Origin of the sequence: Microvirga mediterraneensis (genome assembly GCF_013520865.1) — a bacterium.
In the GTDB taxonomy this organism is placed as follows: Bacteria; Pseudomonadota; Alphaproteobacteria; order Rhizobiales; family Beijerinckiaceae; genus Microvirga; species Microvirga mediterraneensis.
This window is the reverse complement of sequence record NZ_JACDXJ010000001.1, coordinates 1,799,500-1,825,818: the sequence shown is the minus strand read 5'-3', so window position 1 is coordinate 1,825,818 and position 26,319 is coordinate 1,799,500. Positions and strand designations below refer to the sequence as shown.

Below are 26,319 nucleotides of genomic sequence, written 5' to 3'. Positions count from 1 at the left end.
TCACCGTTCCGGTCGAAAACAATCGCCTTCCGGGTCCAGCATTGGTAGAGACCGTGGCAACATGAGGATTGGGCGAAGCCAGTGACGGAGACGGATGCCATTGTTGCGCTGATCGCGCTCTTCGAGCGTGAGGGCTATGCGCGGATCGAGCCGCCGGTGTTGCAGCCGGCGGACGTGTTCATCGACCTTTCGGGCGAGGATATCCGGCGGCGCATGTTCGTGACGCAGGACGCTGCCGGGGCGGAGCTGTGCCTGCGGCCCGAATACACGATCCCGGTCTGCCTGCATCATCTCCACCGGCATGGCGCCCAGCCCTCCGGCTATTCCTATGGCGGGCCGGTCTTCCGCATGCGCCCGGGCGAGAGCGGCGAGTTCCTGCAGGCGGGCCTGGAATCCATCGGCCGCAAGGACGTCTCGGCGGTCGATGCGGAGATCCTCGCCCTTGCCCTGGACGGCCTCAAGCAGTTCGGCGGTCCCGCTCCGGTCGTAAAGCTGGGCGACATGGGCCTGCTCCATGCCCTGATCGATGCCCTGGGGATCGCACCGGCCGCCAAGAGGCGGGTGATCCGGGCGATCGTGTCGGGCCAGGGGCTGGTGAGCCTTTCCGAGCCCGATGGACCCGGCGCCGAAGAACACGCCGGCCTGCTCGCCGCCATTGAGGGGCAGGCACCCCAGGCGGCCAAGGCCTTCGTGGAGGATATTCTCTCGATTGCGGGCATTGCCCGGGTCGGCGGGCGCAGCGCGGGCGAAATCGCCGAGCGCTTCCTGGCCCGTGCGTCGAACCGGACCGGACTGCCTGACGAAGCCCGGCAGGTGCTGGAACGCTATCTCACCATCGCGGGCGACCCCGACCAGGCGGCCCATGCGGTACGGACGCTTGCCAGGGATTCGGGGCTCGATCTCGACGGGGCGCTCGGCCTCTTCGAGGCGCGCACCGGCTTCATGGCGGCCCGGGGGCTCGATGTGAGCGCCTTCTCCTTCGCCGCCACCTTCGCGCGCAATCTCGACTACTATACGGGCTTCATCTTCGAGGTTCAGGACCCGCGCCGCGGCGACGGCAAGCCCGTCGTAGGCGGCGGGCGCTACGACCACCTGCTCGAACATCTCGGCGCCGATGCGCCGATCCCGGCGGTCGGTTGCTCCTTCTGGCTCGACCGTCTCGTGGGGAGGCCCTGATGACCGATTCTCCTCTCATTCTGGCGGTTCCCTCCAAGGGACGCCTGCAGGAGAACGCGGCCGCGTTCTTCGCCCGGGCCGGCCTCGTCTTCACCCAGTCCCGGGGCGCCCGAGACTATCGCGGCACGCTTGCCGGGGTGCCCGACGTGGAGGTCGCCTTCCTGTCGGCCTCCGAGATCGTGAGCCAGCTCGCCAGCGGCACAGCCCATCTCGGCATCACCGGCGAGGACCTGATCCGCGAGCAGATCGCTGACGCGGACGAGGCGGTGGAGCTGCTCACCCCGTTGGGCTTCGGCCACGCCAATGTGGTCGTCGCCGTGCCTCAGGCCTGGATCGATGTGCGGACCATGGCCGATCTCGACGAGGTCGCGGCCGATCTTCGCGCGCGCCACGGTACCAAGATGCGGGTCGCGACCAAATACGTGAACCTCACGCGCCGGTTCTTCGCCGATAAGGGCGTCGCCGATTACCGGATCGTCGAGAGCCTGGGCGCCACCGAGGGCGCGCCGGGCGCAGGCTCGGCAGAGCTGATCGTCGACATCACCACGACGGGCGCAACGCTTTCGGCCAATGCCTTGAAGATCCTCGATGACGGCGTGATGCTGCGCTCCGAGGCCAATCTCGTCGCCTCAGCGCGCGCGCCCTGGACGAATCGGGCTCGGGCCGCCGCAACCGCCGTGCTGACCCGCATCGCCGCCGAGGAAGAGGCCCGCACGAGCCGCGAGGTTCGCGCGGCGCTCGATCCGGCGCGGGCTTCCGCGCTCGTGTCGCTGGCGAAGGAGCACGGCGCGACCCTGCCCTACGGCAATGCCTTGGGCCGCGAGGTCGTGCTGCATTGCCGGGCCGCGACGGTGTTCGAGATCGTGGCGGCCCTGCAGGGGATCGGCGCGCAGGACATTACGGTGCGGGCCTTCGATTACCTGTTCCGCCCCACCAATGCGCTCACCGAACGTCTCCTGCGGCGGATCGGCTAGCATCACCGTGAACGCGCCTTCACCAAGGTTTCAACCTTGGTGTGCATCTTCACGTGAGAGAGTTGCCTCAATGCTCAAGGCCACTTATGGTCCCTGCGCTTTTTTGTAGTAGAGGTTCCGATGAACGCGCTTCGACTTGCGACATGTCTGGTGGCCCTCGCGGCCGTCTCGGGAGCTCATGCCCAATCGGCCGCGACCCTTGGCCGGCCGGCCGGCCCGACCCGTCAGGTGGATAACAAGGTTCCGCAGCCGGGCGAGGGAGGCAAGATCTTCCCGTTAAACTCCTCCTGGGTGGCCGTCAGCCTGAACGGGAAGCCCTTCACGGGTGAGCGTCCGAGCTTCAGGCTCGACGACCAGCTCCGGGCCACCGGCTTCAGCGGCTGCAACACCTATGCCACAGCGGCCTATCCCCTGCGCGAGCAAGGCTTGGCCGTCGGCCCCTTCGCCCTGACGAAGAAGAGCTGCGACAAGTCCACGATGGCCATCGAGCAGGCCTTCCTGGTAGCGCTCCGTTCCTCGGGCAAATGGGACATCCAAGGCCGCAATCTGATCATCCAGACCCAGAACGGCGGTCGGCTGATCCTGGAGCGCTCGCTTTAAAACATTGGCTTCGAGGGAATAAATAAGGGCCGGCTTCACGCCGGCCTTTTTCGTTGGTCTGCCCTTCGCATCCACATCCTCGCATAGACCACCAGCTGCATTCGTTCTAAACGGCTAAGCTCCTGAGAAGTCAGCGGAGCCCATCATGCGCCTGTCGATCGTCACGTCAGCCGTCGTCGCGGCCCTGGTGGGGTTCGGCAGCACGATCGCCATCATCATCGCCGCCGCCCAGGCCGTGGGAGCCGATGCGGCGCAGACCTCGTCCTGGGTGGCGGCCCTGTGCCTGTCCATGGCGGCGACGGCCGGATATCTGAGCGTCCGGTACCGGATGCCGGTCGTGACCGCCTGGTCGACGCCCGGCGCGGCGCTGATCGCGGCCTCTGCCGGCATCTCCATCCATGCGGCGGTCGGAGCCTTTCTCCTGGCCGGTGTCCTCATCGTGCTGGCGGGCTTCATCAGGCCTTTCGGGCGGCTGATCGAGCGTATTCCCACCTCCATCGCGGCCGCCATGCTGGCAGGCGTCCTGCTGCAGTTCGTCGTCGGGGTCTTTCAGAGCGCTCAGGGCGCGCCCGGTCTCGTCCTGCCCCTGGTCGGCATCTTCCTCGTGGTGCGCCTGTTCAATCCTGCGCTCGCCGTGCTGGCTGTGCTCTTCGTCGGCCTCGTCATCGCCTTCGGCGGCGGCATGGCCCGGCCGGTCACGTCCGACCTCACCCTGTCCACCCTCACCTTCATTCCCCCTGCCTGGGACGTCACGGCCCTGATTGGCCTCGGGCTCCCCCTGTTCCTGGTGACGATGGCGTCGCAGAACCTTCCGGGCTTCGCGGTGCTCAAGGCGTCCGGCTACGAGCCGCCTTCCAGCCCCATCCTCGCCGTGACGGGCTTAGCTTCGATCGTGACGGCCTTCTTCGGCGCCCATACGAGCAACCTCGCGGCAATCTCGGCCGCGATCTGCACCGGGCCCGACACCCATCCGGACCCGAAGAAGCGCTGGATGGTCGGCCCCTTCTACACCCTGAGCTATCTCGTCTTCGCCGCCTTCAGCGCCGCGCTCATCGGCCTGATCGCCGCTCTGCCGCCCGAACTGATCAAGACCGTCGCGGGCTTGGCCCTGATGGGGGCCTTCATGGGCGCGCTGACCTCCGCCCTCTCGGAGGTTTCCCAGCGGTTTCCCGCCATCGTCACTCTCGTCGTCACGGCCTCCGGCCTCACCCTCTTCGGCATCGGCTCGGCCTTCTGGGGGCTCGTAGCCGGCCTCGTGACCCTCGGGCTCGATTTCCTGGCGCATCGTGCGGAAAAGTGAATCCGGTTTTCCGCCTGAACGATGCGCCCCGCCAACGGTTGGGGCATCGGATCGGACCCAAAAGTGCAGATCCACTTTTGAGTCCGATGTTCTGGCCGTCGCCTTGCGCAAGCGCGGCTGATCTGGACGTCCGCCTCCGTTAAGCTTAAGACTTCATTACGAAGAACAAGAACGGGGACTCTCATGGCGGGGATGAAGCGTGCAGGGCGGCTTGCCGCCCTGGTTCTGACGGCGGCTCTGGGAGCCTGCCAGGGGCTCAGCGAGTCGCCCGAAGGCATTCCGGTGGCCCTGGAGAGCATCGACGGCGCCCCTGCCCCCATCCGCACCGCCCTCGTCGACGAGCTGACCAATGCCGCCAGCGACCGCAAGGTCGACCTCGTGGGCGCCAGCGCCCAGGCCCGCTATCGGGTCCGAGGCTATCTGTCGACCTCGACCGAGGATGGCGAGACCAAGGTGGCCTATGTCTGGGACGTGTTCGATTCCCAAAAGCGCCGGGCCAAGCGCCTGGCCGGATCGAGCCCCGTACTGGCACCATCCATCTCGGCTCTCGACAAGGCGGCGCTCGCGAAGCTGGCGCAGGCCAGCATGAACGAGATCGCCGAATTCCTGACCGCTGCGAAGTCGGAAACGGCATCCGAGACCTCGGCTGCCCCCGACGCACCTATTCAGACGGCGGAGGTCTCGGGCGATGACTCCGCTGTTGCAATGCAATAAGCGCATGGCAGCGAGCCAAACTTGCAGCGGATTGGAAGCCTTCCATGTATTGTGACGGCTCCGTATCGCTGCTAAGAGCCTTGCGCCCAGCCGTGCAGGGATTATGGCGTTGCGCAGCGGGTGTTATCGGTCACTCGAAGCCAAAGTTGCTTGCATGAAGCTCGTTGCGGGAAATTCCAATCGTCCGCTGGCGGAGGCCATCTCCGCCTATCTCAATGTTCCGTTGGCCAAGGCCCAGGTCAAGCGCTTCGCGGACATGGAAGTCTTCGTCGAGATTCAGGAGAATGTGCGCGGCGAGGATGTGTTCATCATCCAGTCGACCTCGTTCCCCACGAACGACCACCTGATGGAGCTTCTGATCATCACGGATGCGCTGCGCCGCTCTTCGGCAAAGCGCATCACGGCGGTGATCCCCTATTTCGGTTATGCCCGGCAGGACCGTCGCATGTCGGGCCGCACGCCGATCTCGGCCAAGCTCGTCTCCAACCTCATCACACATGCGGGCGTCGACCGCGTGCTGACGCTGGATCTCCATGCCGGTCAGATCCAGGGCTTCTTCGACATTCCCACCGACAACCTGTTCTCGGCCCCGGCGCTCGCGCGCGACATCAAGGATCACCTCGATGGCGGCAACCGCATGGTGGTCTCGCCCGACGTGGGCGGCGTGGTGCGCGCCCGCGCGCTCGCCAAGCGCATCGATGCTCCTCTCGCCATCGTCGACAAGCGCCGCGAGCGCCCTGGTGAATCCGAGGTGATGAACATCATCGGCGACGTGTCCGGCCGCTCCTGCATCCTCGTCGACGATATCGTCGATTCCGGCGGCACCCTGGTGAACGCAGCCGACGCCCTCCTGGCCAACGGAGCCAAGGAGGTCTACGCCTACATCACCCACGGCGTCCTCTCCGGCGGCGCGGTGGCCCGCATCGCCAGCTCCCGCCTGAAGGAGCTCGTGATCACCGATTCCATCATGCCGACGGAAGCCGTGAAGGTGGCCCACAACATCCGGGTCATCTCCATCGCGCCCCTCATGGGCGAGGCCATCGGCCGTACGGCAACGGAAAGCTCGGTGTCGAGCCTGTTCGACTGAGGCGAGCAATCTTGCATTTTCGGTAGTTATTATCTATAAGCCGCCTCGCGCCCGCTCGACACCCTTGGAGGCACGGGCGCTGACCTCATGGCCGCCGATAGATTTCCTTATGGGAACCTTGGCGGCCATCGGTTTTATAACTCCCATTTTAAGGACCACGACCATGAGCGAAATTAAGCAAATCAAGGCCGTGGCGCGCGACCGGAGCGGCAAGGGGGCCGCCCGGGCCGTTCGTCGCCAAGGCCAAGTTCCTGCCGTTATCTACGGTGCCGGTCAGCCCGCCCAGGCGATTGCTCTTGACTTCAACCAGACCAAGCAGCTGATCTTCGCCGGTCACTTCCTGACCACGATCTTCGAGATCGACGTCGACGGCAAGACGGTTCGCGCCATTCCGCGCGACTACCAGCTCGACCCGGTGCGTGACTTCCCCGTCCACGTTGACTTCCTGCGCCTTGCGCAGGGCCAGGCGATCAAGGTCGTGGTTCCGGTGCACGTGGTCGGCCAGGAGAAGAGCCCGGGCGTGAAGCGCGGCGGCACGCTCCAGATCGTGGAGCACTCGGTGGAACTGCTCGTTCCGTCCGACGCGATCCCGGACTACATCGAGGCTTCGGTCGACGGTCTCGACATCGGTTCCTCGGTTCACCTTGAGGACATCAAGCTGCCGAACGGCGCCAAGGCGACCTCCACCGAGAACCTCACCCTCGTCACCGTCGTGGCCCCCACCGGATTGAAGGAAGAGGAAGAGGCTCCGGCGGCTGCCGAAGGCACCGCGGCCGCCTAACGGCCTCATCGGGCGTTTCAAGCCCATTGATCGGCTTCGACGCTCCGACCGCAAGGCCGGAGCGTTTCTTATGAGCAGGACCCAGCGATGCGCCTTTTCGTCGGCCTCGGCAATCCCGGATCGCGCTATGCCAGGAACCGCCACAATATCGGTTTCATGGCCGTGGACGAGATCGCGCGCGCGCACAACGCGGGCCCCTGGCGCAAGCGTTTCCAAGCCGAGGCGGCCGACGCGGTGATCGGCGGGGAGAAGGTTCTGCTGATCAAGCCGCAGACCTACATGAACCTGTCCGGGCAGGCCGTGGGAGAAGCGCAGAACTTCTTCAAGATTCCGCTGCACGACGTGACGGTCTTCTACGACGAGCTCGATCTTCCCCCGGCTAAGCTGCGCGTGAAGATCGGCGGCGGCAATGCCGGCCATAACGGCCTGCGCTCGATCTCGGCCCATTGCGGCAACGATTACCGCCGCGTGCGTCTCGGCATCGGCCATCCGGGGCACAAGGCTCTCGTGCAGAACCACGTGCTGGGCGATTTCGGGAAGAGCGAAGAGGCCTGGGTCGACGACCTGTGCCGGATCATCGCGGACAACGCCGCCCTCCTCGCCAAGGGAGAGGACGGGAGTTTTCAGAATAAGGTCCACCTCGCCATGGAGGCGAGAGGCTGGACAGACGTGAAGCGGCCGGGCGAAAAGGCCGCTGACAAGTAAAAATTCACGCCGGCGTTTGATCGGCCATAAACAAGGAGTGAGGCCATGGGCTTCAAGATGGGCATCGTCGGCCTGCCGAACGTGGGCAAGTCCACCCTCTTCAACGCGCTGACGCAGACCGCTGCCGCGCAGGCTGCGAATTATCCGTTCTGCACCATCGAGCCCAATGTGGGCGACGTGGCCGTGCCGGACGAGCGGCTCGACCAGCTTGCGGCCATCGCCGGCTCGGCGCAGATCATCCCGACCCGCCTCACCTTCGTGGACATCGCGGGCCTCGTGCGCGGCGCGTCCCGCGGCGAAGGCCTCGGCAACCAGTTCCTCGCCAATATCCGCGAGGTTGACGCCATCGCCCACGTGGTGCGCTGCTTCGAGGACACGGACATCACGCACGTCGAGGGCAAGATCGACCCCATCGCCGATATCGAGACTATCGAAACCGAGCTGATGCTGGCGGACCTCGACAGCCTCGAGAAGCGCGTCACCGCGCTCGAGAAGAAGGCCAAAGGCAACGACAAGGAGGCCAAGGAGACCCTCGACCTCGTCAACCGCACCCTGCCGCTGCTGCGCGACGGCAAGCCCGCCCGCATGGTGGAGCGGAAAGTCGAGGAGGAGCGCCTGTTCCAGATGCTCGGCCTCCTGTCTTCCAAGCCCGTTCTGTATGTCTGCAACGTCGAGGAGGCCTCCGCCGACAAGGGCAATGCCTTCTCTGCGCGCGTGTTCGAGCGGGCCAAGGAGGAAGGCGCCAAGGCCGTGGTCGTCTCGGCCAAGATCGAGAGCGAGATCGCCGTCCTGCCGCCCGACGAGCAGAAGGAATATCTCGAGGCCGTGGGTCTCGAGGAACCCGGCCTCAACCGCGTGATCCGCGCCGGCTACGAGCTGCTGGGCCTCATCACCTACTTCACCGTCGGCCCCAAGGAAGCCCGCGCCTGGACGATCACCAAGAGCACCAAGGCCCCGGCCGCCGCCGGCGTGATCCACACGGATTTCGAGAAGGGCTTCATCCGCGCCGAAACCATCGCCTATGTGGACTACACCACGCTCAAGGGCGAAGCGGGCGCGCGCGATGCCGGCAAGCTGCGGCTGGAAGGCAAGGAATATACCGTGCAGGACGGCGACGTGATGCACTTCCGGTTCAATACGTAAGGCCTCTTATCCAGTCTCCGTTATGGCCGGCCTTGTGCCGGCCATCTCGTTTTGAAAAGCGCCGCACTCTTCCGATCGAGATCACCGGCACAAGACCGGTGATGACGTGAGGAGCCGGGGAGAACCCCTCACCAACCTGTCAGTTTCCTGAACGCGGGCTTTTTCATCCGTTCAGGGCCGGCATGCGACAAAGCCTGCATCAAGGATGTGATCCATGCAGGCTTTATTCGACACCTTCGTCTCTCCCGGGCTCGGCCAGGCCGAATTCTTCGTCGGCGTTCTCACGGCCTGCGGCTTTCTCATGATCGGCATTTCGGCCCTGCTCCCCAAGAGAGGCGCCGACAAGCTCGAATGGTGGGAGAGATAATTCCCGTCAGGGCAGCCGCAGGGCCTTCGGTCCGATCCCGAGGCCGATCTGCAAGCTCTCCGCAATGCGCCGTGCCCGGTCCACGAAGAAGGCGGCCACATCCGGCTCGCAGATCTCGCGGGCCGTCATCTCGAACAGCGTCAGCCAGCGGGTGAACAGCTCCGGCGTGAGCTCGAGGCCGAAATGGGCCGCTTGGGGCTTGCCTTGGTAGCGGCCGGTCCTGAGCGCAATCGACGACCAGAAATCCACCATCAGGGCAAGATGCCGGCTCCAGCGGCCCGACAGCACTTTGTGGAAGATGGGACCGAGTTCCGGATCGCGGATCACCCGGTCGTAGAAGGTCTCCACGAGCTCACGGATCAGCTCCTCCGAGACGCCCTCGGCCGGGCTGATGATTGGGATGCTGCGGCCTGTGGCGGCTGAATGGGCCAATGTGCCTTTCTCCTGCTCGATACTCCCCGACATGGACGTGCGCCCGGCCTGGGTCAACCTGCCCTCTACAGGACGAATCGTCTCCCTCGCGATGATCGAGATCAATCCGGATCGATCCCGAACCTTGAGCGTTGACACTTCGTCATCTTCAATGCGTCGTCATGCAGCTTCATCACCGTCACGACTGGAACCTTACACCGTCCGAGGCCATCGCCCTCCAGCAGCAGCTGAGAACGGAGGTCCTGTCCGACCGGCCCATTGATCTCGATGCGGTCAGGCTCGTGGCCGGGGTCGACGTGAGCGTGAAGAACGAGCAGTCCCAGGCGGCCATCGTGGTGGTCACCTATCCGGGATTCCTCCTGGTGGAGACCGTGCTGGCGCAGCGCCCGACGCCGTTTCCCTATGTCCCGGGCCTCCTGAGCTTTCGCGAAGGGCCGGTTCTCGAAGAGGCCTTCGAGAAGCTGAAATCCGAGCCGGACGTCTTCCTCTTCGACGGCATGGGCATCGCCCATCCTCGCCGCATCGGCATCGCCAGCCATATGGGCCTGTGGCTGCAGCGTCCCACCATCGGCTGCGGCAAGACGCTCCTGTGCGGACGCTACAAGGATCTGGGCGAGGAGAAGGGCTCCGCCGCTCCCCTGGTGGACCGCAAGGAGACCATCGGCGTGGCATTGCGCACCCGTACGGCCAAGAATCCCATGTTCATCTCACCCGGGCATCTGGCCGATATTCCCACGGCGGCGGAACTCGTCCTGCGCTGTTCTCCAAAGTATCGCTTGCCCGAACCGATCCGCTTGGCGCACAACGCGGCTGGACAATTCAGCCCCCTTCCGGCCTGACCTGAGGCGATACGCTCAAACCGCATCGATCGAGACCATGCCCCGCTACGCTTTCGAAGATTTCACGCCCGGCTCCACCCGGATGCTCGGTCCCACCATCGTCACCAAGGAGGCGCTCCTCGCCTTCGCGCGGGAATATGACGCGCAGCCCTTTCACGTGGACGAGGTCGCGGCCAAGGACAGCTTCATCGGCACGCTCATCGCCTCCGGCTGGCACACCTGCAGCATCAACATGCGCCTTCTGGCCGACGAGGTGATCCTCGATTCCACGTCCCTCGGCTCGCCGGGGATCGAGGAGGTGAAGTGGCTGAAGCCCGTCAGGCCGGGCGACGCCCTGCGCTCGCGTATGACGATCCTCGAGAGCCGCCCTTCGATGAGCCGTCCCTCCCTCGGCCTCGTGCGCTTCCAGTTCGAGATGCTGAACCAGGAGGACGAGGTGGTCTTCGCGCAGAAGAACTGGATCATGTTCGGCCGACGCGACGCGGACCCGGTCAAGGGCACCGGTCCCGGGCTCCTGTCCGCGGCGGCGGCCGCCATGCCGGACCACGCGCCGGAGCGGGAGCTGCCGCATATCTCCTCCAATCCCTATTTCGAAGATCTCGTGATCGGCGAGACGGAAGTGCTGGGGTCCCACACCTTTACACCCGATGACATCGTCGGCTTTGCCCGGCAATTCGACCCGCAGCGCTTCCATGTGGACGCGGAGGCTGCAAAGGACAGCCTGTTCGGCGCGCTCTGCGCCTCGGGCTGGCATACGGCGAGCGTCTGGATGAAGCAGATGGTCGGCTACCGCGACCGCATCCGCGCCTATGCGCTGGCCCATGGCGGCCGGCCCGCGCGTCTCGGCCCCTCCCCCGGCTTCTCCAATCTGAAATGGCTGAAGCCGGTCTATGCGGGCGACACGATCACCTACCGCACGACCGTTTCCTCCAAGCGCGCCTCGGCGTCCCGCCCCGGCTGGGGTTTGGTGTTCCACCACAACACCGGCACGAACCAGCACGGCGAAGAGGTGTTCGCCTTCGACGGCATGGTGTTCTGGGAACGGCGAGCCTAAACGGCTTTCGAGGCTTCGGCCCGCGCGCGGGTCTCCTCGTCGAGAATTGCCCGGATCCCGGCGAGGACAGGATGGGCCGATGTCTGCTTCCGCCCGTAGCCGAGATTGAACGCGTAGTCGAAATCCGCCGGATTCCGGCCCTGGTTGTGCTGGAGGATCGTCTCCAGCTTGTCGAGGCCCTTGGCGAGGATCGCCTCGGGTGACGAGGCGGCCTCGTATTCCTCCCACAGGGCCAGAATCTCGGCGCGCTTGTCCGGATGAAGCGCCCTGGTCAGGATTTCCAGGTCGGCCCGCTCCTGGGCCGACTTGTCCGAGCCCTCCGTCTGCAGAACCGCCGGAATGTCGCCGTTCAGGGCTTCGCCGAGGTCGTGAACGATACAGAGCTTGATGAGGCGCAGGAGATCGATGCCCTCGAACTCGTCCGAGAGCACGAGCGCCATGAGGCACAGGCGCCACGTATGCTCCGCCGTGCTCTCCGGACGTCCTGTCGACGTGAAGCCACTGCGCAGGGTGCCCTTGAGCCTCTCCGCCTCACGCAGGAATTCCAGCGCCCCGAGGATGCGGTCGCCCGTCATCGGCGCTCCCTCAATGTCCCTCGAAGCTCACGAGGCTGCGCACCTCGACGCCGAGGTCGCGAAGCTTCTTCGCGCCGCCGAGATCGGGAAGGTCGATGATGAAGCAGGCGGCCACGATATTGGCACCCATCTGGCGCAGGAGCTGGGTCGCCGCGACGGCGGTGCCGCCAGTGGCGATGAGGTCGTCCACGAGGATCACCCGCTCGCCCTGGCCGATGGCATCCGTGTGGATCTCCATCTCGTCGACGCCGTATTCAAGCGAATAGGCGATCCGCACCGTCTCATGGGGCAGCTTGCCCTTCTTCCGGATCGGCACGAAGCCCGAGGAGAGCTGGTGCGCGATGGCGCCGCCGAGAATGAAGCCGCGCGCCTCGATCCCCGCCACCTTGTCGACCCGCCCGCCCGCGAAGGGATGGACGAGTTCGTCCACCGCGCGGCGGAAGGCGCGGGCATCGCCCAAGAGGGTGGTGATGTCCCGGAAGACGATGCCGGGCTTCGGGTAATCCGGGATCGACCGGATCGCGGCCTTCAGGTCGGTGATGAGACGCTGGTCCATGCTTGAGCCTGCCATAGGTAGAATTGTTGAGGTTATCCGAGGAGCCGTGCCATGGCCGAACAACCCTCCCGAACCGTTCTGACCGATATCGATATTCCCTTTGGAAGCCTTGTTCTCTTCTTCGTCAAGGCTTCGCTCGCAGTGATCCCGGCCGCGATCATCGTAAGCTTCATCGTGGCGCTCATCAGCTGGATCTTCGGCGCGCTCTTCGGCGTCGGTCACATGGGGTGGATGATGCGCTAGATCGTCTGCGCCTTCAGAACCCTGCCCGCCACCGCGTCGAGCTTCTTCATCAGCTCCGGATCACGGGCGGAGGGGGCCGTCATGATGGCGCCGTCGAGCGCCCGGTCGGAGCCCACGGGACATGGCTCGTGCTCGGCCGGGAAATCCCTGGCGACGCGGGCGATCAGGCCGGCGACCTTGCGGGCGTTCTGGTGCGCGACGGCGACGACGGAGGTCACGTCCACGTCATCGTGCTCCTCATGCCAGCAATCGTAATCGGTCACCATGGCGATGGTCGCATAGGTGATCTCGGCCTCGCGGGCGAGCTTCGCCTCGGGCATCGCCGTCATGCCGATCACGTCGTAGCCGAGGTTCTTGTAGGTGATCGACTCGGCATAGGTGGAGAACTGGGGGCCCTCGATGCATACAAGCGTTCCACCGAGGGTGAACGGGATGTGCTCGGCCACGGCGGCATCGGCGATGCGCTGGCGCAGGAGCGGCCCGACCGGGTGCGCCATGGGCACGTGAGCGACGCAGCCCTGGCCGAAGAATGAGCTTTCGCGCCTGTATGTCCGGTCCACGTACTGGTCCACCAGGACGAAGAAACCGGGATAATACTCGTCCTTGAACGAGCCGCAGGCCGAGACCGAGATCAGGTCGGTGACGCCGGCACGCTTCATCACATCGATATTGGCCCGGTAGTTGATGTCGGAGGGCGAGAAGCGGTGGCCCCGCCCATGGCGCGGCAGGAACGCGACCTCGGTCCCGCCGATGCGCCCGACGCGCAGCACGTCGGAAGGCTCGCCCCAGGGCGAATCGATAGGCATTTCGCGCATGTCCTCGAGCCCCGGCAGGTCGTAGACCCCCGATCCGCCGATGATGCCTAGAACCGCCTTCGCCATCTCGAATCCTCACCTGCCTGGGCCTAAGCCCTTCATAGCCGATGGCAAGACCCGGCCCAAGCCGTCCCGCCTTGACGCGTCACTGCCCGGTCAAAGGGATCGCGGCGATTTCGTCCGTCAGGAGGCAGGGAAAGAGCGTCTCGCGTATGAGCCGGATCTGCCTCACGGGTGCCGCGACGGCGACCGGCAGGCTTTCGACGCATTCGATCATCGCGTCAGGAATCGCCATACTCGTCCGGTAGCGTGCGAGGGTCGTATGGATCAGGTCGTAGATGATCGGTTTCCGGCCCGGTGGCGGTGGAATCTCATTGACGATTCTCTCGCGGATGGCGTCGATCAGGCCCGTCTCCTCGATTGCCGTCGCGATGATGGCCGTGTCGGTGACCTTGAGGCGGGAAAAGCGCAGTTCCAGGGGCCGATGGCCTGTGCAGAGTTCTTCCAGGAGGTCTCGGGCCTGCCGGGCGATGCTGCGCCAGTACTGGTCCTTGTCGAAGTCGCCCTTCACCATCACCAGCGGATAGATCGTGACGTGGAGCCCAGGCTTGGGACCGACATGCAGGGGCTCGGGCCAGAGCGTCGCGAAGCGCCGCTGAACCTGAGCGAAGGCCTCCCGGGTCTCAGGCTCCAGGCTGGGCTGGACATGATAGGCGAGGCAGGGCTGCCCCCAGATATCGTCGGCAATTGTCTGCAGCATGAAGACCGGGATAGAACCGGCCCGGCATCCTGTCACCCGCAAAAAGAAAAAGGCCCCGAAACGGGGCCTTGATCCTGGTCTTTAGGGGTTGTGAGTCATCGGAGGCGTGGCGTGGCCATCGACCTCGCCGCCCACTCGGGCCCAGACCTTCTTCTTGGTGAAGTAGAGCAGGCCGGACAGGACGATCAGGAACAGGATGACCTGGAAGCCGAGGCGCTTGCGGGCCTCGAGGTGCGGTTCCGCCGTCCACATCAGGAAGGCCGTCACGTCGCGGGCATACTGATCCACGGTCTCGGGCACCTGCGGCTGGCCGGCCTCGTTCTTCGGATACTCGACCTGGCCGTCGCTGAGCGGCTTCGGCATGGCGATCACGTGGCCCGGATAGTAGTGGTTGTAATGACCACCCTGGGGCACGGTGAAGCCCTGCGGAGCCTCCTCGTAACCGTTGAGCAGCGCCGTCACGTAGTCGGCGCCGTTCTCCGAATACTGGCGGAACACGTCGGTGATGAACCAGGGGAAGCCGCGCTCGTAGGTGCGGGCCTTGGGCATCAGGGACAGGTCCGGCGGGGCCTTGCCGCCGTTCGCCGAGGCGGCGGCGTTCTCGTTCGGGAACGGCGACGGGAAGTGATCGGCCGGGCGGCCGGGACGCTCGAACATGTCGCCGGCCTCGTTCGGGCCGTCCTGGATCTTGTATTCCGCCGCCAGGGCACGGACCTGGGCCTCGGAGAATTCCGGACCACCGGGCTGGTGCAGGTTGCGGAAGGTCACGTAGCTCAGGCCATGGCAGGAGGCGCAGACCTCCCGGTAGACCTTGAAGCCGCGCTGGAGCTGGGCTCGGTCGAAGGTGCCGAACGGACCCGCGAAGCTCCACTTCTGGGCCGGCGGGACCGGGGTCTCGCCGGCGGCGAGGGCCGGAGCGGCCAGGCCGAGGACGGCGGCTGCGATGAGAAGAGTACGCTTCATCATAGTTTCTGTTTCCTCGACTCTCGCGTCAGCCCTTGGAATGCGGTTCGGGATTGGCGCCGGCCGGTATGCCCGCTCCGCCCTTCTGAACGCCCATGACGGATTCGAGGATCGAATTCGGCAGCGGCAGCGGACGCTCGACGAAGCCGAGCACCGGCAGGATGATCAGGAAGTGGGCGAAGTAGTAGACCGTGCAGATCTGGGAGGCGATCACGTACCAGCCCTCAGCCGGGCGGGAACCCAGCCAGCCGAGCAGGAAGCAAACAATCACGAAGATCCAGAAGAACTGCTTGTAGAGCGGGCGGTAGGCCGTGGAGCGGACCTTGGAGGTGTCGAGCCAGGGCATGAAGCACCAGATCACGATGGCCGCGCCCATGGCGATGACGCCGCCGAGCTTGTCGGGGATGGCGCGCAGGATCGCGTAGAACGGCAGGAAGTACCATTCCGGAACGATGTGCGCGGGCGTCACGGCCGGGTTCGCCGGGATGTAGTTGTCCGCATGGCCGAGATAGTTCGGCATGTAGAACACCCAATAGGCGAAGAAGATCATGAACACGACGACGGCGAACACGTCCTTGATCGTTGCGTAAGGCGTGAAGGGAACCGCGTCCTTGCCCGACTTGATCGGAATGCCGGTCGGGTTGTTCTGGCCCGGCACGTGCAGCGCCCAGATGTGCAGGATCACGACGCCCGCGATCATGAAGGGCAGCAGGTAGTGCAGCGAGAAGAAGCGGTTCAGGGTCGGGTTGCCCACCGAATAGCCGCCCCAGAGGTAGCTCACGATGGTCTCGCCGACGACCGGGATCGCAGAGAAGAGGTTCGTGATCACGGTGGCGCCCCAGAAGGACATCTGTCCCCACGGAAGCACGTAGCCCATGAAGGCGGTGGCCATCATCAGCAGGAAGATGATCACGCCGAGGATGTAGAGAACCTCGCGGGGCGCCTTATAGGAGCCGTAGTAGAAGTTCCGGAAGATATGCACGTAGACGGCGACGAAGAACATCGAAGCGCCGTTGGCGTGCAGGTAGCGGATCAGCCAGCCGTAGTTCACGTCGCGCATGATGTGCTCGACGGACTGGAAGGCGAGGCCCGCGTTCGGGGTGTAGTACATCGCCAGGAACACGCCAGTCACGATCTGCGCGGCGAGCATGAACACCAGGATGGCGCCGAAGGTCCAGAAATAGGTCAGGTTCCGCGGGACCGGGAACGCGATGAAGGACGAGTGGATGAGGCCTGCGATGGGCAAACGGCTCTCGAACCACTTACCGAAGGCGCTCTTGGGGACGTAGGTTGTGGGATGTGCGCTCATGGATATCGCCTGATCGTCGCTTTCAGTTACGCCGTGGCTTCTTGGCCGATCACGATCTTCGTGTCCGACGCGAAGGTATAGGGCGGAATCGGCAGGTTGATCGGCGCCGGGCCGCCGCGGACGCGCCCGGAGGTATCGAAGATCGAGCCGTGGCAGGGGCAGAACCAGCCATGATACTCACCCTGCTGGCCGAGCGGCACGCAGCCCAGATGGGTGCAGTTGCCGTAAACGATGAGCCACTGGACCTTGCCTTCCTTCACGCGCGCCGAATCCGGCTGCGGATCGCGCAGGGAGGCGACGTTCACGTCCTCGGCGGCCTTGATCTCCTCGGCCGTGCGGTGACGGATGAAGATCAGCTTGCCACGCCAGAAAACCTTGACGATCTGCCCTTCGGCGATGGGGGTCAGGTCCACCTCGACAGGGGCGCCGGCAGCCACCGTCGCAGCGTCGGGCGCCAGGGACTGCACGAAGGGCCATACCAGGGTGGCTCCGCCGACAACGGCAGCTGCGCCCGTGGCGATGTAGAGGAAATCGCGCCGTGTCGGCTCAGCGACATGAGTGGTGGTCTCGGCCACTTGGCTCTCCAGCATTGGTCAAAAAACGAGAACCGCGCATCGGCAATACCTTGGCAGCCAAGGCATTTGGCACACGAGGTCCACAATGGAACAAGCATGCGCGGCGACGCGCGCGCAATGCGACTGGGAGTCGCCGCGCGGTGGCTCTTTGGCACGGCCAAGCCCGGCTGTCCATAGCCGGATTGGAGTTGTTCCAGCCTGTGGCGCAAAATGCCGCCGCTGTTGCGCCCTCACGAGCTCCCTTGACGACGGAGCCCGATGCCCCGATGACGGGCCTATGCCCCGTCTTGCCATCTACCAGCCGGACATCCCGCAGAATACCGGCACCATGCTGCGCCTCGCCGCCTGCCTCGGCGTGCCGGTGGAGATCATCGAACCCGCGGCCTTCGACGTCTCCGACCGGAACCTGCGCCGCTCCGGGATGGATTATCTCAACCGCGTGGCGATCACGCGGCATATCTCCTGGCGCGCCTTCGAAGCCTGGCGACAGGAGGCCAAGGGCCGCCTGATCCTGACCACCACCAAGGGCGCGGTCCCTTACGCAGATTTCGCCTATAGGCCGGACGACATCATCCTGGTCGGCCGTGAATCCGCCGGCGTGCCGGAGGAGGTGCACCAGGCGGCGGATGCCCGGGTGATCATCCCCATGCAGCCCGGCCTGCGCTCCCTCAACGTCGCCGTGACCGCCGCCATGATCCTCGGCGAGGCCCTGCGGCAGACGAACACGTTTCCGCAAGTCCCCTTCCAGAAACCCGAAGCGACATCATCATGACCGACAAAGCCGACATCGAGCGCCTGCAGACGGAGGCTCCCCGCTGGTTCGCCACCCTGCGCGACCGGATCTGCGCCGCGTTCGAGACCCTGGAAGACGAGGTGGCGGCCCCTCTCCCCCCGGAAGCCTCGGAGCCCGGCCGGTTCGAGCGCACGCCCTGGGAGCGCAGGGACCACAGCGGAGCCCCCGGCGGCGGAGGCGTCATGTCCATGATGCGCGGCCGCGTGTTCGAGAAGGTGGGCGTGCACGTCTCGACCGTGCATGGAGAATTCGCGCCGGAATTCCGCGGCCAAATTCCGGGCTCGGACCAGGATCCGCGATTCTGGGCCGGCGGCATCTCGCTGATCGCCCATCCCTGGAATCCCAACGTTCCAACGGTGCACATGAACACCCGATTCGTGGTGACCACGAAGGCTTGGTTCGGCGGCGGGGCGGACCTCACGCCGGTGCTCGACCGACGGCGCTCCCAGGACGACCCTGATACCATCGCCTTTCACCAAGCCATGGAACAGGCCTGCCGAAGCCATGCGCCGGAAGGCTCCTACGAGAAATACAAGGCATGGTGCGACGAGTACTTCTTCCTCAAGCACCGCAACGAGCCGCGCGGCATCGGCGGCATCTTCTACGATTATCACTGGACCGGAAATCCCGACGAGGATCTAGCCTTCACCCGCCAGGTGGGCGAGGCCTTTCTCAAGATCTATCCCGAGATCGTCCGGCGCAACGTCACCAAGCCCTGGACGGAAGCCGACCGCATGGAGCAGCAGGTGCGGCGCGGACGCTACGTGGAGTTCAACCTGCTCTACGACCGGGGAACGATCTTCGGCCTGAAGACCGGCGGCAACATCGCGTCGATCCTCTCCTCCATGCCGCCGACGGTGCGCTGGCCTTAAATCCGTTCCAGCACGCGCCCGAGCAGATCCTTCGCATAACCCTCATCCGTCCGGCAGCCCTCCGCGAGCCAAGCCTGACGGGCCTGGGCGAGCAGTTGCCCGATCATCGGCCCCTTCGGAATGCCGCCCTCGATCAGGTCGGCGCCCCGCAAGGGGAAGACCGGCACCGGCTCGGCACCGGCCCGAAACCGGTCGAGCGCCTCGCGGGCCTCAGGCGCGACGACCGGACGGGGCTCACCGGCCGTGGCCGCGAGAGCGACCCGGAGGGTGTCGAGATCGTAGTCCGCCGCCAAGCGGCGGATGGCGGCGGCATCCAGGGGCAAGGCCCAGGTCCTGAGTAGGCACAGGAGCCTGCCATAGGCGACGAGCTTCTTGTGCTCGTCGTTGGAGAGCCGCAGGCGCTCCCGCAGCCGCTCCGCATCCTCCTCGACCATGACGGCGAGCGCGGCCAGCCGCCAGATCGGAACGGAATCGTCCCGGTCGGACGCCGCCACCCGGGTAAGGCGCCCGAACTCGGCAGCGCCGTCCAGAAGCCATGTGAGGAAACCGTGCTCGGCCAGGAGCCGGATGGTGTCCTCCGCCCGGCGGGCGACGATGAGCTTCAGGAGTTCGTGCCGGATCCGCTCCTTCGAGAGGATCGCCAGCCCCTGCCGCTCGGCGCCCGAGGCGGCGAGCCCCTCCGGGTCCGGATCGCCCTGCGCATATTCCGCGTGAAAGCGGAAGAAACGCATGATGCGCAGGTAATCCTCGCGGATGCGGGTATGGGCGTCGCCGATGAAGCGGACCCGCCGGGCCGCCAGATCCGCCAAGCCATCGGTATAATCGTGGAGGCGCCCGTCGAGGCCGAGCGAGAGGGCATTGATGGTGAAATCGCGCCGCCTTGCATCGAGCTCGAAATCGCGGCCGAAATGCACGACCGCATATCGCCCATCGGTTTCCACATCCTCGCGCAGGGTCGTGATCTCGTAGGGCTCGCCTTCGACGATCACTGTGATCGTGCCATGCTCGATCCCGGTCGGGACAGCCTTGAAGCCGGCCGCCTCCGCGCCTGCCACGATGGCGTCCGGCAGCAGGGTCGTGGTGCAATCCACCTCTGTGACGGGCCTGCCGAGAAGGGCGTTGCGCACGGCGCCGCCCACAATGCGCGTCTCCTGCGCATCGTCGTTGAAGACCTCCAGGAGGCGGCGCAGCGCCGGGCGCTCCAGAAGGCTTGCGAGGGCTTGTCGGTCGAGCATGTCCATCACTCGAAATGTCCCGGTATCACACGGCCGTTCTCAACATGTGTCGGCACATAAGCGCCGGTCTGGCGCTCGTCCACGAGGCCCGTGACGATCAGCGACAGGACCACGAAGCCCAGACCCGCGATGGTGAGCCAGAGCGACTGGCTGCTCCAGTGGGACCACAGCAGAGGATTGCGGCGGCGGATGACGAGATAGGCACCGAAGAGAACGAAGGGCAGAAAAAACAGAACCAATCCTTGAACCACTGCCCGCGTCATGAACCGTAAAGCCTTTCGTACAGATTGCGGATGATGCCCGCCGTCACCCCCCAGATGTAGCGTCCCTCATAGGGCATTGCATAGTAGCGGCGCACTCGGCCCTTCCATTCCCGGGAATGCAGCTCATGGCGCGCGGGATCCATCAGGAAGCCGAGCGGCACCTCGAAGGTATCGGCCACCTCGTCGTGATTGAGGTCGAGGGTGTAGGAGGGGGACACCCGCGCCACCACCGGCATCACGAGATAATTCGTCGTGGACAAATAAGCGTCGAGATAGCCGAGCGGGCTGATGAAGCGGCTGTCGAGGCCGATTTCCTCCATGGCCTCGCGGCAGGCTGCCGCCAGGACGGAGGTGTCCTCGGGATCGACGCGCCCGCCCGGAAAGGCGATCTGCCCGGAATGCTGGCGCAGATGCGCGGAGCGTTCGGTCAGGAGCAGCATCGGCTCCTCGCGCATGACTACGGGAACGAGGACGGCGGCCGGCTTGGGTGTCAGGGGATGGACCAGGGGCACGTCGTCGAGGGTGTGATCGCCGCGCGGATCAGCGAGCGCCTCGTCGTGAGGCGGCGGCTCGGGCCGCAGCCGCTCGGCGGCCAGCGTCAGGAAATCGGGCGCATCATGGGGGGCCAGCCGCATCAGGGCGCGCCCAGTTCGTCTCTGGAAGCCATGTGGAAGAAGATACCATTAACCCTGATACCGAAGCTGGCATCGCCTTCCACATCCCGCTCCTCGCCCATCGCGACGAGGTCCAACGCCAGGGATCGGGTCACCAGGGCCCAGAGATTGCCCCGTACCTTAACGTAAGGCTTCACGCCGCCATGCGCATCCCGGTCGAAGCGCAGGGGATGGTCGGGACCGACCTGAACGAGATCGTCCACATTCGTCCGGAAGGCGATCTGCCGGCTCTCGCCGTCGCCCTCCACGGCCATCTCGACCGCGAGGAACGGCGCGTCCTCGACGGTGATCCCGACCCGCTCGACAGGCGTGACGAGCACGTACCGCTCCGGGTCCTTGCGCAGGACCGTCGAGAACAGCTTCACGAGAGCCGGACGGTTGATCGGCGTGCCCATGTAGTGCCACGTCCCGTCGGCCGCGATGCGCATGTCGATCTCGCCGCAATAGGCCGGGCTCCAGCGCTCGACCGGAGGCGGGCCCTTGCGCTTGGTTTCAGGGCCGAGCGCCTCCGCGAGGCGGGCCAGGGCGTTCCCGGGAATGGGAGATGAATGTTCGGTCATGACGCAAGCGTGAACAGGAATCTTGATTTGATGGATCGACGAACGGCTATCGATTGTTACTTGCTACAGCATAGGGCCCCGGGCTGTCCCGTCCACTCCGTTCCCCCCGACGATGCGGCGCAACGACCCTTGCATCTCGACACGGAACGCAGGCAGACTAGCTACCGGGGGCAATTGCGAACGAGGAGAGTGACCTCATGACGGCCAGCATTGCTCAAGCGCCAACCGCCTTGGACGACGCGATCATCCGCAACGCGGAGGCGACCCTTGAGACTGTCGGCCGTGCCCGGGAGGCCATTCACACGGTCATCTTCGGCCAGGAGGACGTGGTCGACCTGACCCTGATCACCCTTCTCGCGGGCGGCCACGGCCTGCTCGTGGGCGTCCCGGGTCTCGCCAAGACGAAGCTCGTGGAGACGCTCGGCACCGTGCTCGGTCTCGATGCCCGCCGCATCCAGTTCACCCCCGACCTGATGCCGTCCGACATCCTCGGCTCGGAGATCCTCGACGAAGGCGTCGACCGCCGCCGTTCCTTCCGCTTCGTGAAGGGGCCGGTCTTCGCCCAGCTGCTCATGGCCGACGAGATCAACCGCGCGAGTCCGCGCACCCAGTCGGCCCTGCTCCAGGCCATGCAGGAGCATCACGTCTCCGTGGGCGGCGAGCGGCACGACCTGCCCGCGCCGTTCCACGTGCTCGCAACCCAGAACCCCATCGAGCAGGAAGGCACCTATCCCCTGCCCGAGGCCCAGCTCGACCGCTTCCTGCTCGAGATCGACGTGGGCTATCCGACCCGCGACGCCGAGCGGCGCATCCTGATCGAGACGACGGGCGCCGACGAGCACAGGCCGCAGGCGGTCATGAATGCCGAGGCACTCATGAACGCGCAGCGGCTCGTGCGCCGCCTGCCGGTCGGCGAGAGCGTGGTCGACGCGATCCTCGACCTCGTCCGCTCGGCCCGTCCGGAGGGCGATGCCGTCGACGGCGTCACTGACAGGATCCTGTGGGGGCCCGGCCCCCGCGCCAGCCAGGCCCTGATGCTGGCGGTGCGCGCCCGCGCCCTGATCGAGGGCCGCGTCGCGCCCTCCATCGCCGACGTGGTGGCGCTCGCCGAGCCCGTCCTCAAGCACCGCATGGCGCTGACCTTCTCGGCCCGGGCCGATGGAGAGACGATCAAGAGCGTCGTCGGCCGGCTCACCTCGCGGCTGGCAGGCTAGGATCATATCATGGCCCGCGTCCGGGTCCTTCCCGAAAGCGCCCGCTCGCCGGGACGCAGCGAAACCGAGAGTGCCCTCTCCCTGGCCAGCCGGATGCCGCATCTGGTGCTCGAAGCCAGGCGCGTGGCCGCGAATCTCGCCCACGGCATCCACGGCCGCCGCCGCGCCGGCACCGGCGAAACCTTCTGGCAATTCCGCCCCTTCGTGACCGGAGAGGCGGCGCAGCGCATCGACTGGCGCCGCTCGGCCCGGGACGACCGGCTCTATGTGCGCGAGAGGGAATGGGAAACGGCCCAGACCATGTGGTTCTGGATCGACCGCTCCGCCTCCATGGGCTTCGTCTCCGACCTGGCTCAGGCGCCCAAGATCGAGCGCGCCGTCGTGCTCGGGCTGGCGCTCGCCGATTGTTTCGTCGAAGCGGGCGAGCGGGTCGGCATGCTGGGCCTCATGCCGCCGCGCGCCACGAGGCGCATCGCCGAAGCCATGGCCCAGACCCTGGTGACCGACCGCTCGGCCCTGGAGGAGGACCTGCCGCCGCAGGCGCCCGTGGCGCCGCAGCACGAGGCGGTGCTGATCAGCGATTTCCTGTCGCCCCTGCGCGATATCACCGCCATGGTCGAGGCCATCTCGTCGCGCGGAGCCCGGGGCCATCTGGTGATGATCGTCGATCCCGTTGAGGAAACCTTCCCGTTCCAGGGACAGGCGGTCCTGCACGATCTCGAGGACGGTCTGTCCCTGCGCATCGGCGACGCGATCTCGTGGGGCCGGGCCTATCGCCTGCGGATCGAGCAGCACCGGGAGGAACTGCAGGCGCTTGCCCGCCGCCGCGGCTGGACCCTGACGATCCATCGCACCGACCGACCCGCCAGCGAGGCGGCGCTGCGCATCATGACCCTGGTGTCCACGTCCCGCGGCGCCGGACCGGGAGGGCGCTGAGCGATGTTCGGCCTTCCCCTCACCTTCACCGTTCCCCTGGTCCTGACGGCGCTTGCGGCCCTGCCAGCGATCTGGCTGCTGCTGCGCATCACGCCGCCGCAGCCGAGGCGCGTGGATTTCCCGCCCCTCAAGATCCTGGCCGACCTGCGGCCCGAGCAGGAACTGCCTGCGCGCACGCCCTGGTGGCTCCTGCTGCTGCGGCTCCTGCTCGCCGCGTTTCTGATCCTTGCGGCCTCCGGTCCGATCTGGAACCCACTGGCGGAAGACAACAACCGCTCGCCGCTCCTGATGGTGCTCGACAACGGCTTTTCCGCTGCGCACGACTGGCGCGACCGCATGAACCTCGCGTCCGAACGCATCGAGGCGGCGGGACGCGACGGACGCACCGTCGCGCTCGTGGCGACCGCGGAGGCGCCCGCCGCCATCGAGCCCACGAGCCCGGCCACGGCGCTGGAGAAGCTGCGCTCCCTCAAGCCCTTGCCGCATCTGCAGGACCGGCAGGCCCATCTCGAGTCGATCAAGCGCTTCCTCGAATCCACCCCCGAGGCCAACATCGTCTGGATCAGCGACGGGGTCGCGGGCGTTGACGGTCAGGGCTTCATCGACGGTTTGGCGCAGATGGCGAACGGGCAGCGGATCACCGTTCTGAAAGCGGAGCGCGCTCCGGCCCTGGCCGTCGCAGGCGTGGAGAATGCCGGTGGCCAGCTCAACGTCAGGCTCGTGCGGCCCGAGCCGAACGGACGCGATGCCGGGACCGTGCGCGCCCTCGACCTGAAGAGCCTGCCGCTCGCCGACATGCGCTATTCCTTCGATCCGAACGCCACCGAGACGAGCGTCGCGTTCGATCTGCCCACCGAGATCCGCAACGCCATCGCGCGCATCGAAATCCTCGGCGAGGGATCCGCCGGCGCCGTGCATCTCCTCGACGAGCGCGGCAAGCGCCGCCGCGTCGGCCTCGTCTTCGGCGGAACCTCCGATCAGGCCCAGCCGCTGCTCTCGCCGCTCTACTACATCGAGCGCGCGCTCGCGCCCTATTCGGAGATCCGCAACGGCCGCGGCGCGGTGGCCGACGCGGTGAACCAGCTCATCGACGAGCAGGTCTCCGTGCTCGTGCTCGCCGATGTGGGCGGCCTCGACCAGGAGACCCTCGGCAAGGTGACGGCCTTCGTGGAGCGGGGCGGCATGCTGCTGCGCTTCGCGGGCTCCAGGCTCGCCGCGGGCAACGACGACCTCGTGCCGGTGCGCCTGCGCCGGGGAGGCCGCAGCCTCGGCGGCACCCTTTCCTGGGACACGCCGAAGACTTTCGCGCCGTTCACCCGGGAGAGCCCCTATTTCGGCCTTCCGGTGCCGGAGGAGATCGGCATCCGCCGCCAGATCCTCGCGGAGCCCGACGGCGACCTGCCGGCGAAGACCTGGGCATCGCTCGCCGACGGCACGCCCATCGTGACCGCCGACAGGCGCGGCGACGGCCTGATCGTGCTCTTCCACGTCACCGCCGATACCACCTGGTCGAACCTGCCCCTGTCGGGCCTCTTCGTCGACATGCTGCGCCGGACCACGGCCCTCGCGGGCGCGCCGGGCGACGTGAATGCGGAAGCCCGCAATGCGGAGAACGAGACAGTGGCCCCACGCCTGACCCTCGACGGATACGGCCTCTACACCTCCCCCCCGGCGACCGCCCGGGCGATTTCACGCACCTATGCCGACCGCGCGAACGGGGAGCACCCGCCGGGCTTCTACGGGCCGGTGGATTCGAGCCTCGCGGTGAACGCGCTCCTGCCGGGCGACCGGCTCGCGCGGCTGGACTACGCCCCGCTCAATGCGCGGGTCGCTCCGCTCGCCGGAGCCCAGACCATCGACCTGCGCACGCCGCTCTTCATGCTCGCCCTGGCGCTCCTGCTGATCGACACCCTCGCGTCCCTGTGGCTCGGCGGCCATCTGTCGAACCTCACCGGCCGCCTGCGCCGGGCCGGCGCGACGACGGCCCTCGTCCTGGGGGCGTTCCTGCTCCTCAACCCGGCCTCGGACGCGAACGCGCAGGAACGCCGGTCGTCCATGGCTATGGAGAGCAGCAATCCGGCCCTCGTGACGCGCCTGGCCTATGTGATCACCGGCGACTCGCAGGTCGACGACACGAGCAAGGCGGGCCTCGCGGGCCTGACCCAGGTGCTGAGCCAGCGCACGGCGCTTTCGCCCGGCGAGCCCATCGGCATCGATCTCTCGCGGGACGAGGTGGCCTTCTACCCGCTGATCTACTGGCCGATCGTGGCCTCGCGGCCGATGCCGTCGGAGGCCGCGATCCGACGGCTCGACGCCTTCATGAAGGGCGGCGGCACGGTGATCTTCGACACCCGCGACGCCTTCGGCAACCGCCCGGACGGCGCCCCTACGGCGGAAGGGCAATATCTGCGCCGGATGCTGGCGAGCCTCGACATTCCCGAACTCGAGCCGGTGCCGTCCGACCACGTGCTCACCAAGACCTTCTACATCCTCGACAGCTTCCCCGGCCGCTACGCCACGGGTCAGACCTGGGTCGAGGCCCTGCCGCCCGCCCCCGAGGGCGAGGCCAGCCGCCCGCCCGCTCCGGCGACGGCGTGTCGCCGATCATCATACGTCCAACGATCTCGCCGCCGCCTGGGCCGTGGGCCAGCGGGGCGAGTGGCTCTTTCCGGTCGTCGGCAGCGACCAGCGCCAGCGGGAATTCTCGTATCGCAGCGGCGTCATCGTCATGTACGCTCTGACCGGCAACTATAAGGCCGATCAGGTCCACGTGCCGGCCCTGCTCGAACGCCTCGGGCAGTAGA

The 26,319-nt window shown here is 66.2% G+C and carries 29 protein-coding genes and 1 pseudogene; 18 read left to right on the top strand and 12 right to left on the bottom strand.

Translation table 11 applies throughout. The annotated features are described in order from the left end of the window. Nucleotides 1-81 precede the first annotated feature (81 nt). From H0S73_RS08610 to H0S73_RS08565, 10 genes are all read left to right on the top strand, one after another. Complete coding sequence (locus H0S73_RS08610; RefSeq protein ID WP_181051763.1) at nt 82-1,176, top strand: ATP phosphoribosyltransferase regulatory subunit; 1,095 nt, start codon at nt 82-84, stop codon at nt 1,174-1,176. Continuing rightward, complete coding sequence (hisG, locus tag H0S73_RS08605; protein WP_181051762.1) at nt 1,176-2,150, top strand: ATP phosphoribosyltransferase; 975 nt, start codon at nt 1,176-1,178, stop codon at nt 2,148-2,150. Before H0S73_RS08610 ends, hisG begins: the two co-directional genes overlap by 1 nt. 120 nt (nt 2,151-2,270) lie before the next feature. Next, nucleotides 2,271-2,750, top strand: a complete 480-nt coding sequence (locus H0S73_RS08600; RefSeq protein ID WP_181051761.1) for an META domain-containing protein — start codon at nt 2,271-2,273, stop codon at nt 2,748-2,750. A gap of 145 nt (nt 2,751-2,895) precedes the next feature. Beyond that, entirely contained in the window at nt 2,896-4,050 is a 1,155-nt protein-coding gene (locus H0S73_RS08595; RefSeq protein ID WP_181051760.1) for a benzoate/H(+) symporter BenE family transporter, read from the top strand. A 183-nt stretch (nt 4,051-4,233) separates the two neighbouring features. Next, nucleotides 4,234-4,764, top strand: coding sequence for a hypothetical protein (locus tag H0S73_RS08590; protein WP_181051759.1), 531 nt, complete (start codon nt 4,234-4,236; stop codon nt 4,762-4,764). A 103-nt stretch (nt 4,765-4,867) separates the two neighbouring features. Further along, nucleotides 4,868-5,851: a ribose-phosphate pyrophosphokinase gene (locus H0S73_RS08585; protein ID WP_425488182.1), complete on the top strand. Its 984-nt coding sequence runs from the start codon at nt 4,868-4,870 to the stop codon at nt 5,849-5,851. A gap of 163 nt (nt 5,852-6,014) precedes the next feature. After that, nucleotides 6,015-6,632 carry a 50S ribosomal protein L25/general stress protein Ctc gene (locus H0S73_RS08580; protein ID WP_181051757.1) on the top strand — a complete coding sequence of 206 codons (618 nt, stop codon included), beginning with the start codon at nt 6,015-6,017 and terminating at the stop codon, nt 6,630-6,632. Nucleotides 6,633-6,719: 87 nt separating this feature from the next. Continuing rightward, nucleotides 6,720-7,337, top strand: coding sequence for an aminoacyl-tRNA hydrolase (gene pth, locus H0S73_RS08575; RefSeq protein WP_181051756.1), 618 nt, complete (start codon nt 6,720-6,722; stop codon nt 7,335-7,337). Nucleotides 7,338-7,382: 45 nt separating this feature from the next. Beyond that, nucleotides 7,383-8,480: a redox-regulated ATPase YchF gene (ychF, locus tag H0S73_RS08570; RefSeq protein WP_181051755.1), complete on the top strand. Its 1,098-nt coding sequence runs from the start codon at nt 7,383-7,385 to the stop codon at nt 8,478-8,480. Nucleotides 8,481-8,694: 214 nt separating this feature from the next. Continuing rightward, entirely contained in the window at nt 8,695-8,847 is a 153-nt protein-coding gene (locus tag H0S73_RS08565; protein WP_162820425.1) for a hypothetical protein, read from the top strand. Nucleotides 8,848-8,853: 6 nt separating this feature from the next. Here H0S73_RS08565 and H0S73_RS08560 read toward each other — a convergent pair whose 3' ends face one another. Further along, entirely contained in the window at nt 8,854-9,417 is a 564-nt protein-coding gene (locus tag H0S73_RS08560) for a group III truncated hemoglobin (RefSeq protein WP_343058281.1), read from the bottom strand. A 23-nt stretch (nt 9,418-9,440) separates the two neighbouring features. Here H0S73_RS08560 and nfi point away from each other — a divergent pair, with 23 nt between their 5' ends. Further along, a complete protein-coding gene (nfi, locus tag H0S73_RS08555; protein WP_181051754.1) occupies nt 9,441-10,118 on the top strand; it encodes a deoxyribonuclease V in 678 nt (225 codons plus the stop codon). A gap of 37 nt (nt 10,119-10,155) precedes the next feature. Further along, entirely contained in the window at nt 10,156-11,172 is a 1,017-nt protein-coding gene (locus H0S73_RS08550; RefSeq protein WP_181051753.1) for a MaoC family dehydratase, read from the top strand. On the opposite strand, the gene H0S73_RS08545 is transcribed toward H0S73_RS08550, so the two are convergent. Both H0S73_RS08545 and H0S73_RS08540 read right to left on the bottom strand, forming a co-directional pair. Then, nucleotides 11,169-11,747, bottom strand: coding sequence for an HD domain-containing protein (locus H0S73_RS08545; RefSeq protein ID WP_181051752.1), 579 nt, complete (start codon nt 11,745-11,747; stop codon nt 11,169-11,171). The genes H0S73_RS08550 and H0S73_RS08545 overlap by 4 nt on opposite strands. 10 nt (nt 11,748-11,757) lie before the next feature. Beyond that, nucleotides 11,758-12,303, bottom strand: a complete 546-nt coding sequence (locus H0S73_RS08540; protein ID WP_181051751.1) for an adenine phosphoribosyltransferase — start codon at nt 12,301-12,303, stop codon at nt 11,758-11,760. A gap of 51 nt (nt 12,304-12,354) precedes the next feature. On the opposite strand from H0S73_RS08540, the gene H0S73_RS08535 reads away from it, so the two are divergent. Continuing rightward, the gene (locus tag H0S73_RS08535; protein WP_181051750.1) at nt 12,355-12,546 is read left to right on the top strand and encodes a hypothetical protein; all 192 of its coding nucleotides are present in this window, start codon (nt 12,355-12,357) and stop codon (nt 12,544-12,546) included. Here H0S73_RS08535 and H0S73_RS08530 read toward each other — a convergent pair. From H0S73_RS08530 to petA, 5 genes are all read right to left on the bottom strand, one after another. Then, on the bottom strand, nt 12,543-13,427 hold the full coding sequence (locus tag H0S73_RS08530) for an S-methyl-5'-thioadenosine phosphorylase (protein WP_181051749.1): 885 nt from the start codon (nt 13,425-13,427) through the stop codon (nt 12,543-12,545). The two genes, H0S73_RS08535 and H0S73_RS08530, sit on opposite strands and share 4 nt — an antisense overlap. A gap of 79 nt (nt 13,428-13,506) precedes the next feature. Further along, complete coding sequence (locus H0S73_RS08525) at nt 13,507-14,121, bottom strand: 2'-5' RNA ligase family protein (RefSeq protein WP_181051748.1); 615 nt, start codon at nt 14,119-14,121, stop codon at nt 13,507-13,509. A gap of 81 nt (nt 14,122-14,202) precedes the next feature. Continuing rightward, on the bottom strand, nt 14,203-15,087 hold the full coding sequence (locus H0S73_RS08520; protein ID WP_181051747.1) for a cytochrome c1: 885 nt from the start codon (nt 15,085-15,087) through the stop codon (nt 14,203-14,205). Nucleotides 15,088-15,112: 25 nt separating this feature from the next. After that, on the bottom strand, nt 15,113-16,393 hold the full coding sequence (locus H0S73_RS08515; protein ID WP_181051746.1) for a cytochrome b: 1,281 nt from the start codon (nt 16,391-16,393) through the stop codon (nt 15,113-15,115). 26 nt (nt 16,394-16,419) lie between these two features. Then, nucleotides 16,420-16,983 carry a ubiquinol-cytochrome c reductase iron-sulfur subunit gene (gene petA, locus H0S73_RS08510; RefSeq protein ID WP_181051745.1) on the bottom strand — a complete coding sequence of 188 codons (564 nt, stop codon included), beginning with the start codon at nt 16,981-16,983 and terminating at the stop codon, nt 16,420-16,422. Nucleotides 16,984-17,245: 262 nt separating this feature from the next. On the opposite strand from petA, the gene H0S73_RS08505 reads away from it, so the two are divergent. Both H0S73_RS08505 and hemF read left to right on the top strand, forming a co-directional pair. Then, a complete protein-coding gene (locus H0S73_RS08505) occupies nt 17,246-17,740 on the top strand; it encodes a tRNA (cytidine(34)-2'-O)-methyltransferase (protein WP_181051744.1) in 495 nt (164 codons plus the stop codon). Next, nucleotides 17,737-18,633, top strand: coding sequence for an oxygen-dependent coproporphyrinogen oxidase (gene hemF, locus H0S73_RS08500; RefSeq protein WP_181051743.1), 897 nt, complete (start codon nt 17,737-17,739; stop codon nt 18,631-18,633). The genes H0S73_RS08505 and hemF overlap by 4 nt, the downstream gene beginning before the upstream one ends. On the opposite strand, the gene H0S73_RS08495 is transcribed toward hemF, so the two are convergent. The 4 genes from H0S73_RS08495 to H0S73_RS08480 are packed head-to-tail and all read right to left on the bottom strand — an operon-like array spanning nt 18,630 to nt 21,365. Beyond that, nucleotides 18,630-19,874 (bottom strand): CCA tRNA nucleotidyltransferase, encoded by a 1,245-nt coding sequence (locus tag H0S73_RS08495; RefSeq protein WP_181054282.1) that lies wholly within the window; start codon nt 19,872-19,874, stop codon nt 18,630-18,632. The genes hemF and H0S73_RS08495 overlap by 4 nt on opposite strands. After that, nucleotides 19,874-20,131 carry a DUF6111 family protein gene (locus H0S73_RS08490; protein ID WP_181051742.1) on the bottom strand — a complete coding sequence of 86 codons (258 nt, stop codon included), beginning with the start codon at nt 20,129-20,131 and terminating at the stop codon, nt 19,874-19,876. Before H0S73_RS08490 ends, H0S73_RS08495 begins: the two co-directional genes overlap by 1 nt. Continuing rightward, nucleotides 20,128-20,766: a CoA pyrophosphatase gene (locus tag H0S73_RS08485; RefSeq protein WP_181051741.1), complete on the bottom strand. Its 639-nt coding sequence runs from the start codon at nt 20,764-20,766 to the stop codon at nt 20,128-20,130. Before H0S73_RS08485 ends, H0S73_RS08490 begins: the two co-directional genes overlap by 4 nt. Continuing rightward, nucleotides 20,766-21,365, bottom strand: coding sequence for a DUF1285 domain-containing protein (locus H0S73_RS08480; RefSeq protein WP_181051740.1), 600 nt, complete (start codon nt 21,363-21,365; stop codon nt 20,766-20,768). Before H0S73_RS08480 ends, H0S73_RS08485 begins: the two co-directional genes overlap by 1 nt. A 197-nt stretch (nt 21,366-21,562) precedes the next feature. Between H0S73_RS08480 and H0S73_RS08475 the strand changes: the two genes are divergently transcribed. The 3 genes and pseudogenes from H0S73_RS08475 (at nt 21,563) to H0S73_RS08465 (ending at nt 26,318) form a co-directional block, all read left to right on the top strand. Continuing rightward, nucleotides 21,563-22,579, top strand: a complete 1,017-nt coding sequence (locus H0S73_RS08475) for an AAA family ATPase (protein ID WP_181051739.1) — start codon at nt 21,563-21,565, stop codon at nt 22,577-22,579. Between the two features lie 9 nt (nt 22,580-22,588). Next, nucleotides 22,589-23,515, top strand: a complete 927-nt coding sequence (locus tag H0S73_RS08470; RefSeq protein WP_181051738.1) for a DUF58 domain-containing protein — start codon at nt 22,589-22,591, stop codon at nt 23,513-23,515. Between the two features lie 3 nt (nt 23,516-23,518). After that, a pseudogene (locus H0S73_RS08465) lies at nt 23,519-26,318 on the top strand (DUF4159 domain-containing protein). Nucleotide 26,319: the final 1 nt, after the last annotated feature.